General features: G+C 60.0%; 8 protein-coding genes and 1 pseudogene. 1 reads left to right on the top strand and 8 read right to left on the bottom strand.

What is annotated here, in order from left to right:
* Positions 1 to 353 precede the first annotated feature (353 nt).
* The 4 genes from LC531_RS16115 to LC531_RS16100 form a co-directional block, all read right to left on the bottom strand.
* The gene (locus LC531_RS16115) at positions 354 to 1,511 is read right to left on the bottom strand and encodes a DUF3103 family protein (protein ID WP_223652053.1); all 1,158 of its coding nucleotides are present in this window, start codon (positions 1,509 to 1,511) and stop codon (positions 354 to 356) included.
* Positions 1,512 to 1,861: 350 nt separating this feature from the next.
* Positions 1,862 to 2,596: a LytR/AlgR family response regulator transcription factor gene (locus LC531_RS16110; protein ID WP_223652051.1), complete on the bottom strand. Its 735-nt coding sequence runs from the start codon at positions 2,594 to 2,596 to the stop codon at positions 1,862 to 1,864.
* Positions 2,597 to 2,726: 130 nt separating this feature from the next.
* On the bottom strand, positions 2,727 to 3,776 hold the full coding sequence (locus LC531_RS16105; RefSeq protein ID WP_223652049.1) for a sensor histidine kinase: 1,050 nt from the start codon (positions 3,774 to 3,776) through the stop codon (positions 2,727 to 2,729).
* Between the two features lie 19 nt (positions 3,777 to 3,795).
* A complete protein-coding gene (locus LC531_RS16100) occupies positions 3,796 to 4,518 on the bottom strand; it encodes a hypothetical protein (RefSeq protein ID WP_223652047.1) in 723 nt (240 codons plus the stop codon).
* A gap of 229 nt (positions 4,519 to 4,747) precedes the next feature.
* Between LC531_RS16100 and LC531_RS16095 the strand changes: the two genes are divergently transcribed.
* On the top strand, positions 4,748 to 5,632 hold the full coding sequence (locus tag LC531_RS16095; protein WP_223652044.1) for a DUF5694 domain-containing protein: 885 nt from the start codon (positions 4,748 to 4,750) through the stop codon (positions 5,630 to 5,632).
* Positions 5,633 to 5,757: 125 nt separating this feature from the next.
* Here the strand turns inward: LC531_RS16095 and LC531_RS16090 are convergent, their stop codons facing one another.
* The 4 genes and pseudogenes from LC531_RS16090 to LC531_RS16075 form a co-directional block, all read right to left on the bottom strand.
* A complete protein-coding gene (locus LC531_RS16090; protein WP_223652042.1) occupies positions 5,758 to 9,093 on the bottom strand; it encodes a S41 family peptidase in 3,336 nt (1,111 codons plus the stop codon).
* A gap of 162 nt (positions 9,094 to 9,255) precedes the next feature.
* Positions 9,256 to 10,056 (bottom strand): AraC family transcriptional regulator, encoded by an 801-nt coding sequence (locus LC531_RS16085; RefSeq protein WP_223652040.1) that lies wholly within the window; start codon positions 10,054 to 10,056, stop codon positions 9,256 to 9,258.
* A 103-nt stretch (positions 10,057 to 10,159) separates the two neighbouring features.
* Positions 10,160 to 11,197: pseudogene (locus tag LC531_RS16080) on the bottom strand (SDR family oxidoreductase).
* 199 nt (positions 11,198 to 11,396) lie between these two features.
* Positions 11,397 to 14,504 (bottom strand): T9SS-dependent choice-of-anchor J family protein, encoded by a 3,108-nt coding sequence (locus LC531_RS16075; protein ID WP_223652038.1) that lies wholly within the window; start codon positions 14,502 to 14,504, stop codon positions 11,397 to 11,399.
* Between the last annotated feature and the right edge of the window lie 66 nt (positions 14,505 to 14,570).

The raw sequence follows: 14,570 nt of genomic DNA, 5'->3' as shown, positions 1-14,570 counted from the left end.
GTAAAACACTAGGTAGGGTTGCCCTTTGGTTGAGGTGTAGCCTACCTCTGGCTGAATAAACAGGCGCGACCGCTTTATTTGCCAGCGGGCATATGCGGCAAATCGATAGCCAATGTCATCGTATCGAGTCCCTGTAACATTGGTTGCGAGGGTATAAGGCGATAGGGCTATGACATTTGGAGAGACTGAAGTTTGGGTTACATTCAAGCTCATTTCTGCCCCTACTACTTCTAACCGTTGACAATTGCCAATGATTGGAAGCAGTAAAAGTGACAAGCAAACAATCCAAAGAAAACTGCCTGTCTCTTTGCCTTTGCAAAAAATGCATAGGTCATTGATAAGCACTTGCATGGCTAAGGACGGTTTTCGAGAGTCCAGCGAAAGGCTCTGCTACCAGCTGTTCCACCAGTATAATATTTTTCTGAGGGACAGAAATCAAAATTCATCGGACTAGTCGAAATGACATCGTCCTTATTCTTGATTTTAAACGTTACCTCGGTTGAGGCGTTCAGGCCTTTGTCGCTTTTGTAGCCGATGGTTAGTTTGACATCGATTGAACTGTCGCCTTCATCCTGCTCATACCATAGATATCCTACGGAATTGCTGACTGTACTTTTGTCCCAGTAGTAGAGACCCGTGTTGCAGTACCAAGTATCTTCAATAGCACCTCTAGACATGGTATACATGGCATCGAGTAGCGTACTACCGGAGGCCCCACCTATCGGGGACATTATAATGAGATGAATTTCGGGCTGGCCTAAAATCCAAGCCTCATACTCGCTCACATCCTTCATCCACAAGCTGCGCAAATACTCCGTCTGGTTATCCGTGCGGCAAGTAGTATACGGTTGGCCTATCGGGGGTGGGGGCATATAAGGAGCACCGCCGCCACCATCATCAGGAGGAAGCAACTTATTAGTGCCCTTCCCGCCCGGCACGCCGTTAGCTTCCTTGCCCTGGTTTTGTCCCTTGCCTGGCCCAAAGTATTCGCTCGTCAGGGCGGTGCCTTTGACGCGCTCGCTGGGGCCGATGACGACTACCGGGTAATCCGGGGCCTTTTTCGCGTCGAGCAAGTGGACCTGGCCATCCTTATCGTAGGCTTGCAGGGGCTTGGTGTAGGTTTTCTCGTCGAAGTCGGCCGGGATGAACAGTACCAGCGGGCTGTAGGTGTCGGCGCTCCACTTGTTGATGTTGACCGGCACTGAGATGTTGAGGTTAGGTACGTGGGCCAGCACGTCGGCCATGCCCGTGAGCGCCTGGCCGGTGGGGCTTTGCGCCACCAGCTCATCCATGCGCTGCCCGAAGGTGGGCTGTAGGTCGGTGAAGGCCCGGTAGAGCACGTCGTAGTCGCCATCGAACTGCTTGAGGGCTTCCGCCTTCAGCAGCTGCCGGTAGGCGGCCTCGGTGCCCAGGGTGCGGGCCAGGGCTTTGGCCACGGTGGCCAGCTCCTGGTTGGTCTGCGTGACGGCGGACGGCGCGGCGGGCACCACCTGGTCGCGGTTACAGCTCATGACGCTGGCGGCCAGCGCGGCGGCGGTTAGCGCCGCCCGGAGCCGGGAGCCGCTGTGTTGCGGGGGGGGGGGTAAGCATCTTCATAAATGAAGGAAAAGGATTAAAATAGCTAGACCTAGCGGCTTTTATTAGCTGCTAGCCTTAGCTTATTTCAAAGCTAGAGATTTATTTCCAATGAACATATTATGAAGAAGAAAATTTTTGATGAAGAAGAACAAAAAATACCTTGAAGGTCAGCTACGTGGCAAAAAATATTTTTACCTGAACTGCAATAATGCACTTTATCGGTAGAGTTGCGTCGGCGGCACACGTAGCAGTGCCGCCACCCGAAAATTGCCTGAAGCCCGGCCTACCCTTTCTCCCGAATCAGCCGGAAAAAGTCCTCGCGGTAGGTGTCGCCCACCAATATTTCTTCCTGGCCCACGTGCAGCGTGTGGCCATCCACCAGCCGCAGGTGGTCGAGCGAGATAATGAACGACTTATGCACTCGCACGAAGGGCGGCTGCGGCAGCTGCGCGGCCAGCTCGCGCAGCGTGAGGTAAGTGATAATGCGCTGGCCGGCCGTGTGAATGGACACGTAATTCTTTAGCCCTTGAATGTAGAGAATATCCGCGTAGTTGAGCTTGAGATACTTGTTCTTGCTGTCGCCCTTCACGAACAAATAATCGGGGGTAGGGGCCGCCGGCGCGCCTGGCGCGGCCGGGGGGGGTAGGGCGGGCGGCGCGGCGGCGGGCAGCAGCGCCTGCGCCTTTTGCACGGCCCGCACAAAGCGGTCGAAGGCAATGGGCTTGAGCAAGTAGTCCACCACGTCGTGCTCGTAGCCCTCCAGCGCATACTCGGGGTAGGCGGTGGTGAGGATGACCTTGCAGCGGTGGCCGCAGATTTTCAGGAACTGCAACCCCGTGAGCTCGGGCATCTGGATGTCGAGAAACACCAGGTCGGCGCGGCCTTCCTGCACCCATTGCAGGGCTTCGAGCGGGTTGGTGGTGGTGCCGGCCAGCGCCAGGCCCGGCAGCTTCTGGATGTAGCTGGCCAGCAGCCGGGTCGCAAAAGCTTCATCATCAACGGCAATACAGCGCAGCATAGGGGGGTAGGGGAAAGTAGCGCGAAGCTTCTGCTTCGTGCGCGAGCAACGCGAGCAGGCGGAACCAAGCGGTGCGAACGACCATGCTCGCTCGCGCTCGCGCACGAAGCGGAAGCTTCGCGCTACTAACCTACAAGCTCAGTTCCAGATGCGCTTCATACGTAATCCCATCATCGTGCACGCGCAGCGCGTGGCGGCCGGGGTACAGCAGCGCCAGCCGCCGCCGGATGTTGGGCAGGCCCACGCCGGTGGTGGCGTCCTTCTGGTGCTGATGGATGCGGTTACGCACCGTGAAGCGCAACTGCCCCGGCGCGGCCAGCGTGAGCTGAATATCCACCGGATGCGCCGCCTGGTTCACCACGCCGTGCTTGAGCGCGTTTTCGACGAACGGAATGAGCAGCAGCGTGGCCACCCGCTGCCCGCCGGGGGGTAGGCCGGCCTGCTCGAAATTCACGAAGAAATTCTCCTCGAAGCGCAGCCGGTGCAGGGCCAGGTAATTCTCCACGTACTCCACTTCCTGGCTCAGCTCTACCTGGCCATCGGGGCTGTCGTGCAGCAGGTAGCGCATGAGGTCAGAAAGGCGCAGCACCGCCTCGGCCAGTGGCTCCGACACCTCGTAGGCCGTGGCGTAGAGGTAGTTGAGGGTGTTGTAGAGGAAATGCGGGTTTATCTGGCTGCGCAGAAACGCTAGCTCGGCCTGGGTTTTGGCCTGCTCCAGCAGCTGAATTTGCAGCTGGTTTTCGCGCTCCTTTTCGCGCACAAAGGCGTCGCGCACCAGCACCGCCGCCCCGGCCAGCACGATGGTGGGGGGGAGGAAATAGGCATTGTCCTGCACGTAGTACAGCAGAGTAACATCGGGGTTGTAGTTGCGAAAGCCAAACAGAAGTGGCATTAGCACCTCATCCAGTAGGTAGCGGGTGCCCGCGAATACCATCGGTGTACCTAGTATTCCCAGCACCAGCACCAGCCAGCGTCCCGGCTGTAGCCCCCGCCCGAATACGAACAGGTAGCAGTAGTAAAACAAGCCCGTGGTGGCCAGCCAGAGCGTGAACTTTACCAGTAGTAATTTAGTCAGGCTACCTTTAGCCGGGTTGAAGTTGACGCTGGTAAAAAACAGGTCGTAGCTGATTATCAGCGCCCAGCCTAGCACCTGGTAGAAAAGGATTCGGTGGCGGTTCATGGTCGAAAATAACAACGGGCTAAGCCGGCAACAGTGAACTTTGGCGCGGGGCCGCGGCCCCTGGCTGCCCCAGGGTGAAGAGCGCCCGGTACGTCAGGCCCAGGCTCACCAGCACCAAAGCCGTCCAGCTAGTAATCAGCAGGGGAGAGCCTAAAATCCAGTAGGTAGCCAGGAAGCCGCTGGCTAGCAACGAGTTCATGCCGCCCAAAATAACGATGAAAAGCAGCGCGGTCGGCAGCAGAAAGAAGCCCAGGAAAACCCAGATTCGCCCCCGCGGTTGCAGCGCCCCGTAGGCTCGCACTAGCGGCGGCACCGTGGCAAGTAGCACCGCCGCCCCGCCCACCACCCAGGCAGCATAGTAGGGCATCACTTTGCTGAGCGCGTACACCTCATCGTTGCCGCCCATAAAAACGGCCCCCAAAATGCGGGCAAACGGGATATTGGCAAACACCAGCGCGAAGCCCAGCGACCGGTACCCCACCGAATGGCGCGGGGCCAGCAGGAAATAGCCTGCCCACATCAGGGCGAAGCTGAACAGCGGGCCAGCTAGCGTAGCCGCCAGGTTTTGCAGCGGCTTATGGGCGCAGGATTCGCACAGGCTCCACACGTTGAAATTGCGGGTGCCCCAGCAGCCGCACAGCAGCCGGCCCAGGCCGGTGTGCACCAGCTCGTGAGTTTCGCCGGCTACGAAGAGCAGCGCGATGAACGCGGCCAGCGACCGCCAGGTAAGGGTAATTCTCATGGGTAGGGAGGAGCTGAGAGCCATTCGTTCGGCCGGTCAAAGATGCCCGGCTGGCCGCCCTGTTAGAATTCTATTATCCCAACCCGGCCGAATATTACCCCAATGCCCGCCCGGCCCGGACGACCGCCCGCTCCGGCGTTGGGGTAATATTCGGCCGGGTTGGGATAATAAATTTTCGGGGGGTAGGGCGGGCGGCCACCTTTGCCGCATCACTTTCAAGCCCCCGATTATGACGCTTTCTGCCTGCTGCCGCGCCCTGCTAGCCCTTGGCGCGCTGCCCTTTGCCCAATTCGCTGCTGCCCAGGAGCCGGCCATGCCTACCACTAAAATCAAAGTATACATCGTGGGTACATTTCACTTCAATGCGTCGGCGGCTGACCTAATCCACGGCAAAGCGGTGGATATGCGCACGCCACAAAAGCAGCGCGAACTGGATGAGTTGGTGAGCAAGCTTCAAAAAACGCAAGCTGATAAGGTGTTCGTAGAATACCAATTGCAGGACCAGCCGCATGTGGATAGCACTTACGCGCTGTATCGCCAAAAGCGGCTCAAGGCCGGTAATAATGAGGTGTACCAGCTCGGCTACCGGCTGGCCGACAAGTTGAACCGGCCGCGGGTGTACTGCGCCGATGCCCAACTAGGGCTGGATTTCGATGCAACTCAGGCTTACGCCAAGCAACACGGGCAAAACGCCATTATAAACGGTTTTATGGAGGTGCAGCCCGGCGACAGCGTGGGCCAGTTGCTGGCGTCGCGCAACCGCCTGCGGAAAGTAGCCTTGCCGGCCGGAGGTGAGTTTCCGGGCGCTACACTACTGGAGCAGTTTAAAGTGGCTAATTCGGCGGCTTTTGACCGGGCCAATATGGATGGCTACCTGCTAACGTTGGCCCGAATTGGGGGCGGCAATAACTACGTGGGGGCCGATGTGGCCGGCGATTACTTCAAGCGCAATGTGCGCATTTACAGCAACTTGCTGCGGCAGGTAGATGTAAAGCGAGATAAAGCCATCGTCCTCATCATCGGGGCCGGGCACGCCTCGCTGCTGAAAAGTATTCTACGCTATAATTCGCTGTTTGAGGTAGCTGAAGTGCTGCCGCTGCTGGAAGAGAAGTAGTTTTTTTGAGGATTGAAGAAATAAAACTGAACGTCATGCTGAGCTTGTCGAAGCATCTCTACCGCTTCATCCAACGGCGCGGTAGAGATGCTTCGACAAGCTCAGCATGACGTTCTAGTAAAACGCTACTTCCCTACCTCCCCCAGCAGCTCCTTTACCGCCGCATCGAGCTGCGCGTCGTGGCTGGTGTAGCTCTCGCCGATGGGCCGGGTCACGGGAATATCCACCGGGCGGGGGTTCATTTCCATCACTTTGCCATCGCGCACGGCGCGGATGGTGCTGGTGGGCAGGCGCAGGCTGGAGCCGTCGAGCAGGGCCGTGCCGGAGGTGAAGATAATCCAGCCGCCGGTGGGCTCGCCCACTATTTTACCCAGCTTGCTGGCCCGGTAGCCTTCGCTAAAGTCCTCGGCATCAGAGAGTGAGTGCTGGTTGGTGACGAGCACCGTGGGCAGCTCCAGGCTGCGCTGGCCCAGGGCGCTGCGGGCCGGTACGGGGGCGGCCATGCCCCGGCTCATCATGCTGAGGTAGCTGCGGCGGGCCAGCACATCAATGGCATACACGTTCACGAAACCGCCGTTGTTGTTGCGCACGTCTACCACCACGCCGTCGCGGGTCATGTTTTCGGCGTCGAGGTCGAGGTAGAGCTGGGCCAGCGCGCCGGCGCTCATGTCAAACATGTGCACGTAGCCGAGGCGGCCGCCGCTGGCCTGGGCCACGTAGGCGCGGCGCTCCTCCACCCACTGGCGGTAGTCGAGCGCCTTTTCGGTGTCGCGGCTGAGGGGGCGCACCACCACGTCGCGCTCCTTGCCATCGGCCGACACGCGGAGGGTAGTGCGGCGGCCCACCTGGTATTGCAGCAGCTCGTCGAGATTGGTGCTGCCCGAAATCGCGTGGCCGTTTACGGCCAGCAGCACGTCGCCGGGCTTGAGGCCGGCCAGCGCGGCGGCACCCAGCGGCAGCACCGAGGTGAGGCGCAGGCGGCCATTCTGCTCATAGTCAGCGGCGTCGAAGCGCATGCCCAGGCGGCCGGTGGCGGGGGCCACGGTGCCGGTGGGCGGCGCAGCCGGGCCCATGCCCGAGTGCGAGGCGTTGAGCTCGCCAATCATCAGGTTCACCAGGCGGCGTACCTCGTCGGGGGTGCGGGCGCCGGCAATGTAGGGCGCGAATTTCTCGCGCTGGGCCGGCCAGTCGGTGCCGTTGAAGGTGGCGTCGTTGAAGAAATCGCGCAGGTAGCTCCAGGCCTCGTCAAAAACCACCAGCTTCTCCTGCTCGAAGTCCACGTCCAGCTCGGCGGCCACGGCCACGGCGCGGGCCGCCGGGCCCTTAGCCTCCACCGGCACCACCTGAATGCGGCCCTGGTCCAGAAAATACACCTCCTTGCTATCGGGCGAAAACTGCGCCTCGCGCTTGGCCCCGGCCGTGGACGTGAGCTGCCGCGCCGTGGCGGGGTCCTTGCTCAATTCATCGAGCGGATAGATGTACAGATTGGTCTGGTTCGACACCGTGGCCGTGAGCAGCAGCCACTTCCCATCGGGGCTGATGGCCAGGCTGCGCACGTCCACGCCCACCGGCACCAAACTCAGCCGCCGCCGAATATCCTCAAAATTGATAGTTACTGGCGGCTTGGCAGGAGTTGCGCTGGCCGTGGCCGCGCCCTTTTTGCCCTTCTTCTTTTTGGTCGAAACTCCCTTGGCGCGGGCCGAGTCGGCTTGGGCCAAAGGGAGGGGGGTAGGGGCCGTGGACTTGGCCGGCGCCAAGGGCGGGTTCTGGTTTTTTTCGGGTGAAATCGGCCCCGGTACCGTCTCCTTAAACAAGTCGCGGAACTGGTCTTCGCGGAAGCGCGGCGTGCGCAGCTGCAAGTCGATGCGCGCCACCTGGGCATCCTCGGTGCGCTGGCCGGTGTCGAAAAGCAGGTACTTGCCGTCGGGGCTCCAGCTCAGCGTGTTGCTGTTGGAATTCGCCAAAAAGCTGACCGGCCGCGCCGTGCCGCCCGCCGCGGGCACCACCTGCACGTTGGTGAAACCGCGCGCGCCGTTGGGCGCAAACGCCAGCCAGCGCCCATCGGGCGACCACACAAACGAGCGCTCGGCGCTGAGCGGCGGCCGGCCAAAGCGGCCGGTGCCCGCCACGCGCTCCTGCTTGCTGGCTAGGTCCAGGATGCGCAACTCCCGGGCGTCGCGCTCAAAGGCCAGCAGCTTGCCATCGGGCGAGAAGCGGGGCTGCGCGTCGCTCACGGCCGCGTTGGTGAGGCGCGTTTCCTGGCCGGTGGCGAAGGTGTAGCTGTACAAATGCTTGGCGCCGTCGCGGGCCGAGGCGTACACCAGCCGGCGGCTGTCGGGGGCCCAGGCCAGGTCGGTTTCGGCGGCCGTGGTGGTGGTGAGGCGGGTGGCGTCGCCGCCATCGGCGGCCGAGGCGGCAAACACTTCGCCGTGCACAATGAAGGCCACTTTCTTGCCATCGGGTGAGAGCGCCAATTCCTGCAGGCGGTCGGTGAAGCGCTGGCGCTCCACGCCCGGCCCGGCCGGCGCGCCCCGCCGCTGAATACGCACCGGCTGCGCCTGCCCGTTCTCAGTATTCAGCGTCCAAATGCCAAAATCGCGCTCAAACACGATGAGCTTGCCATCGGCCGAAGCGCTGGGCCACAGCACCCTACCCTCCTTAAAATTGGTGACCTGCTGCGGCGCGCCGCCGCTCGGGGCCACGGCCCAAATGTTCTCCGGCCCGCCCTGGTCGGAGGTGAAAAACAGCTTCTGGCCGCCCGGCCCCCACATGGGCCACAGCGCCTTGCTACCCCCCTGCGTGAGGCCGACGTAAGCTGGCCCGACTTTGCCCGCCCGCCGCAGCCAGATTTCGGACTCATCCAAATGGCTGTGGCCGTGGCGCCACCACTGGTTGGAGGCGATGCCGCGGGCGGCAAAGGCCAGCGCCTGGCCGTCGGGGCTGGGCGCGGCGAAGAACTCGTTGGCGTAGCGGTCGGCTGAAACGGGGGTGGGCGTGCCGCCGCCCACCGGCACGCGGTAGATGTCGTTCATGCCCGCGATGTCGCGGCTGGTGCTCGAATAATAGAGGTATTTGCCATCGGCCGACCACCCGTCGAGCTGGTCCAGCGCGTCGTCAAACGTCAATCTTTTCAACTCGCCGCTGGCAAAATTCAGCAGATAAATATCGCCGTTGCCGCTGCGCGTGGAGATGAAGGCCAGCGACTTACCATCGGGTGCGTAGAGCGGGCGGCTCTCGGTGGCGGGGTGGGCCACCAGCAGCCGGGCCTCGCCGCCGGCCACCGGCACCGTCCAGATATCGCCGCCCGATACAAAGGCGATTTCCTGGCGGTCGGGCGACACGCCCGGCTCCGAAAAGGAGGGTAGGGCGGTGGGCGGCGCGGCCAGCCCGGGCGCGGCGGTCAGCAGCCAAGCCGTCAGGCCGGCCAAGTGACGGTTTCTCGGAAAAGTAAAGAACGGCATACGCGGCGGCGAGAGGGGGTAGGGGCAGGGCCGCCGCAAAGTAGAAGGAAAAGCAGTAAATGTTGCACTAGCGCGACTGGCCACGCAATGATTGACTGCGCGAAGCAGCAGTTATCCTGTTTCGGTAGCTTATCGCAAAATAAAAAACTATCGATTGCTATATTATTTTTTCGCTAAGGCAGTTGGGGTACGCCCAAAAAGCTTTCTGAACGCAAATGAAAAGTGCGATAGGTTCTCAAAACCTAAATCCAGATAAATATCGGTCGGTTTTTTATTTTGCTTCTCAATAAGAAAATACGCTTCCTGCAAGCGCTTCTGCACCAGCCAACGATTAGGTGTTTTGCTAAATATTTTCTGAAAATCCCGCTTGAATACGGATAAGCTACGCCCAGTTAGGAAAGCAAAACGTTGAACGCTTATATTGAAAATATAATTCTTGTTCATAAACTCCTCCAGGTTTACTTTGCCAGGAGTACTGTAAGTAAAAAGTATTCCAGCAAGTTTTGGCTGAATCTGTAGCAAAATAATGAGCAACTCCTCATATTTCACAGCACTAAATGCCTCATTTATTTTTCCTAAATTATCATAATAAAGCTTCAAAGAACAGATAAAGTCAGGAATTATTTTATTTTTTGGTACACTAATAAAAGCATCGTCGGAATTAAAATAATTTACCTGGATGTTATGTTTTTCTTGAAAAGCTTTTAGAAATGCTTCCTCAAAGCAGATGACTATCCGCTCGAATTCAGGATTCTCTTTGTCGTAGCGCACTAAATGGTTTTTGCGTACCAAGCAATATTCGTCAGCTTTTAGGGTGTAATTTTTGTTGCCGTCATACGCGCGTAATTCCCCTTTTGTAACATATACAAAAACGTGGTCCGGGACGAAATGCTCCGGCGAGATTTCGGCTCTGGCCGGCTGAGCATTCGGCCCGGAGGTATTTACTTCCCTATTCGCATCCATTTTTTAATCATTATAAGAACAGGAAAGCTTCAGTAAATTCTTGTCCCCAACGTGCCGGCGTTTATTTTTATGTCGCAGCTGAGGCTGACGGGTAACTGCGCATTTACTTCACGATAGCGTATTCCAGGAGGCTCCGCATCGCGGCCAGGACGGCTTCCTGGTTGTTCGCAATTGGCGTCCAGCTCAGTATTCTGCGGGCTTTCGCATTGCTCACGTTGCGGCTTACTTGCAAAAGCATGGCCGCCGTTTTTGCTTGCGCATTGACTAAGGACGCCACCCGAACAACCCAACCGGGCACCGTTTTGGTGGAAACCTGTGCAGTCGCTGCGGGGAATTTCTCCCGCAGCAACTGCGCAATCTCCGGCATGGTAATCTGCCCATCGGCCGAGGCAATGAAGCGCTGTCCCTTCGCGCCGGGAGTAGTCATGGCGCGCAGGTGCAAATCCGCCACATCGCGCACGTCCACCACGTTTAACGTAATCGGGGGCACCACTTTGATGGAGCCGTCCAGCAGATGCTGGAGGATGCCGAAGCTGCCGGAGACGTGCGTGCCCAACGACGGACCCAAAATAGCTACGGGGTTGATAACGCTCAATTCCAGGCTGCCGCCTTCCTGCTCGATAAAACTCCAGGCCGCCCGCTCGGCCAGCACTTTCGATTTTTCATAGGTAGAGAGCCCCTTTAGGGCTGGGTCCGTCCAGTCAACTTCGGTGGTTTCGGTTCGGCTATCGGTGTGGCTGAAGCCCACCGCGCCGAAGCTCGACGTCAGCACCACGCGCTTCACGCCCGCGTCGCGCGCCGCCCGCAGTACCCGCAGCGTGCCTTCCACCGCGGGTTTTAGCTACTCGTTTTCATCCTTGGGAGGCGTGAAGAAAATGGGAGATGCTACGTGCAGCACATACGCGCAGCCCCGCGCGGCCTCGTCCCAATTCGCGTCGTTGGTCAGGTCGGCTTCCACCAAGGCCAAGTTAGCCAGCGCCGTACTACCGTTGGCCCGGAGCGTATCAAGCACCTCATTTTTCCTGTTTAATGAGCGAACGGTGGTCCTGACGTAGTACCCCTTTTGCAGTAGCTGCAAGATGCAATACAGGGCCACAAAGCCGGTGCCACCCGTTACCAAGACTGTTTCTGACGTTTGCATGGTCTAAATTTTATACTGCAAAATTCGGCCTTAAAACGCATCTGTAGCTTTGTTGAAAAGTCCAAGTTTGTTGTGTTGAAAGGTCCAAATTCTGAGTATGTTCTGACGGTTACTCCGACCTGCCCGCCATTATTCAACCAAAAAGCGCCCCGACTAACCTGCCGGAGCGCTTTCAACATAAGTTACTTATAAAGCCTTTTTACAGCTTCTGAAAACGGCTCACGTAGGTTTGCTGCTTACCCACCACGCGCACCACGTAGAGGCCGGCGTTGAGGCCGCCCACCCGCTGCGCGAGCTGTTGGTTCAGCTGCTCGGCCGAGCCGGTGCTGTTGAGCACCACCTGGCCGGTGGTGGTATACACGCTGAGGCTCAGGCCGGTGTCGGTTTCGGGAATGTCGAAGCGCACGGTGTTGGTTACCGGGTTGGGGTAGAGGCCCAGCGCGGCGGTGGCGGCGCTGCGGGCGGCCAGGGGGGTAACGCTGAACGAGTAGCGCGTGAACACCGGGTAGTGGTCGGAAGTGGTGGTGCCGTAGTCAGCGATGCTGGCGGCCAGGTCGGTGCGCACGGCGGCCGAGCCACTGATGTAGTAGGCGGCCATTGGCTTGGTGGCAATCACGTTGTCAATTACCGTGTTGAAGCTCACCGTAGACTGCGCCCCGGACTTAGCCAGCGGTAGGGTCAGGGCTACGTAATCTGCCGAGTCGGCCACGAAGGAATTGTACGACGACACGGCCGGCGTTACGCCCGTGGCGATGGTACCGTTCAGCACGTCGTTGTAGTCGCCCAGCACCAGGGTGTTAGTGCCCGCGTAGCTCGTGTCGAGCAGGTTTTTGAGCAGGTCAGCCCCAGTCTGGCGGCGGGCATAGTCGTCGGGCGAGGTAGTCGTGGCGTTGGCCTTGGCGTGAATACCCACGAAGTTGATGCGCTTGGTCACGCCGTCGAGCGTCACGTCGGCGGCCATCAGGTAGGGAAAGCGGCCCGAAGCCCAGGCACCCCAGGCCGGGCAGGCGTCGGCCTGCGTGCAGCGCAGCAGCCCCTGAAACAGCACTGGCTTCACCACATCCTGGCGGTAGATAAAGGTAACTTTCTGGTCGCCGGGGTAGTCCGCGTCGCCGATATTATCACCATACGACCCAAAATCCGCGATTTTGTAGCCGTAGGTTACGCCCAGCCGGGTCGAGAGGTCGGCCGCCACGTTGCGCAGACGCACCGTGTCCACTACTTCTTCCAGCACGTACACGTCGGCCGCCAGGCCCTGGAGCACGGTCGTGGCGTTGGCCTGCTGCAAGGCCACGTCGGTTGGCCCCTGGCCCGAGGCCGTCGAGCCAAACCACTCCATGTTCCAGTTCGCTACTTCCAGCGTCTTTGCCACATCGTAGGTGTTGCCGCTTAGCCGCAGTGCCTGCGGACCCACGCCGGCGGTGGTGGCGGTCGTCGTGGTGGCGTAGTTGGTTTCGGCCTGGGTAGGCAAGAAGCGCACCCGAAGAAGTAGCTGCTGGTTGCTGGCTTCAATCTGGCTAAGCATCAGTGAGGGGCTATAGGTCAGGCTGTCTTTGCCGAGCTGAAACGCGGCGTTGGGCGAGGTGATAGTCAGCGGGCCGGTCAGGTTGCCGGTCGTCAGCGAGATAATCTTATAAGCCGCCGTGTTCACCGGCTGGTAGCCGAAGTTCAGGTCCGTCAGGCTCAGGCGCAGGGTAGGCGGGGCGGGCGTGGCCGAGTTGGTCAGCACCACGTCGTCCACGGTCCAGCGGGCCGCCGCATTGGTAGTCGAGTTATACACGAAGGCCACATACACGGTGCCCGCTTTGTAGCCGCTCAGGTCCACAAAGCTGGTTTGCCACACGTCGGAGCCTTGAGCCGGAAATTCGGCGTTGAGGTCGGTCCAGGTTACGCCGCTGGCGTTCGGGTCGCCGGTGCCGGAGTAGTTGGTTGAAACCCGCAGGCGCAGCGCCGGGCCGTTGAAGGCCGTGCGCGTCCAGTACGAAAGTAGGGGGTAGGTGGTGCTGGTTAGGGTCAGGGCGGGCGAAATCAGCCAGTCTTCGTTGGCTATATTGCCGCTGGCGTAGCCGTTCATCTGCACGGCGTTGGGGTAGGCGGTGGTGCCGCTGGGGTTGCCGGGGTCGCGGCCGAACGTGGTGCAGGCCCAGGTTTGCGGGCCGGTTACGCTATATTGTATCCAGCCATCGGAAAGGGTAGCGCCGCCGGTGCAGGCGTTGAAGTCGTATACCGTCTGGGTCGGGTCGTTGCCGGTGCCGGTTACGGTTACGGTGCGTGCAGTGGCCCCCGCGCTGTAGTTGATAATGCCGCCGGTAATAACGCCGCTCGCCTGGCCCAGCCGGTTGGCCGTGAAGCGTACGAACACCTGCCGGGGCTGCGCCAGCTCGGCCACCGTGTAGAGTACGCTGTCACTAAACGCGGTACCATCCTTCGACACGGTAAACTCGCCGCGGGTGTTGCGCGCCACCACCGGATTGGTCAGGTTGGTACCAGTTAGGGTGTAGGTTTTAGCGGCCGAAGGCTGATTAATCGTCTGCTTGCCAAAATCCAACGCGCTGGGCGCTACGGTCAGGGTAGGGGCATTAGCGTTGGCGTTCCAGCTTAGCGAAAAGTCATCAATGGCCGACGAGGGTCGGCTGCCGCTGCCCGTGGTGCCGGCCGGGGCCACAATGCGAATCCAGACCGGCCCGGCCAGGTTATCCAGCGCCCCGCCGAAGCTGGCCGTCAGGGTCGCGTTGGAAAATACCGGCCCGGTCGTGGCCGTCGAGCCCACCTGGGTAAAGGCTGTGGGCGTGGCCCCGAGGCCGTAGTCTACTCGCCACACGGTGGTGCGGCCGGTGGCGGTGGCCGTCATAATTGTGCTGTCCAGCGATTGGAGCTTGAAGCTGAGCGCAAAATCCGTCTTGCCGGTCGTGTTGGCCAGCTGAAAGACGAAGGCTGGCCCCACGTTGGTGCCGTCGCCGAAGCTGCCGGTCTGGCGCACGCCCAGGGCGCGGTTGGGGGCCGCCGTTTGGGTGGCCACATCGGCATTTTGATTGAGGCCAGTGGCCGAGGCGTAGTTCTTGAAGCCGCCCGTTACGCTGTTCCAGGCGGTGGTGGCGCTAGGCGTCAGAAACAGCTGCGCGGCCGTGGGAGCCGTGCCCAGGCTGGTGGCCGTGGCCGCCGTGTACACGCTGAAGCCGGCGGGCAGGCCGCTGGCCAGGTTGTCAAAAGTCTCGACGTAGGGGCTGATACCGAGCGTAGCTTGGGCGTGCGCGCCCAAAACACGCAAGGCCAAACCTGCCGAGAAAGCGAGGAGTCGTTTCGTCATGCGAAAAAGGAAAAAAGAGAGTGAAGGAAAGGAAGAAAACCCTTGTTATTTAGGACAAAATTAACA

Source organism: Hymenobacter psoromatis, from assembly GCF_020012125.1.
In the GTDB taxonomy this organism is placed as follows: domain Bacteria; phylum Bacteroidota; class Bacteroidia; order Cytophagales; family Hymenobacteraceae; genus Hymenobacter; species Hymenobacter psoromatis.
This window is presented reverse-complemented; position numbering and strand designations above follow the sequence as displayed.

Coding starts and splice junctions, on each gene's coding strand:
- LC531_RS16095 (WP_223652044.1), top strand. CDS start 4,748: ATGACGCTTTCTGCCTGCTGCCGCGCCCTGCTAGCCCTTGGCGCGCTG.
- LC531_RS16110 (WP_223652051.1), bottom strand. CDS start 2,596: ATGCTGCGCTGTATTGCCGTTGATGATGAAGCTTTTGCGACCCGGCTG.
- LC531_RS16085 (WP_223652040.1), bottom strand. CDS start 10,056: ATGGATGCGAATAGGGAAGTAAATACCTCCGGGCCGAATGCTCAGCCG.
- LC531_RS16105 (WP_223652049.1), bottom strand. CDS start 3,776: ATGAACCGCCACCGAATCCTTTTCTACCAGGTGCTAGGCTGGGCGCTG.
- LC531_RS16090 (WP_223652042.1), bottom strand. CDS start 9,093: ATGCCGTTCTTTACTTTTCCGAGAAACCGTCACTTGGCCGGCCTGACG.
- LC531_RS16075 (WP_223652038.1), bottom strand. CDS start 14,504: ATGACGAAACGACTCCTCGCTTTCTCGGCAGGTTTGGCCTTGCGTGTT.
- LC531_RS16115 (WP_223652053.1), bottom strand. CDS start 1,511: ATGAGCTGTAACCGCGACCAGGTGGTGCCCGCCGCGCCGTCCGCCGTC.
- LC531_RS16100 (WP_223652047.1), bottom strand. CDS start 4,518: ATGAGAATTACCCTTACCTGGCGGTCGCTGGCCGCGTTCATCGCGCTG.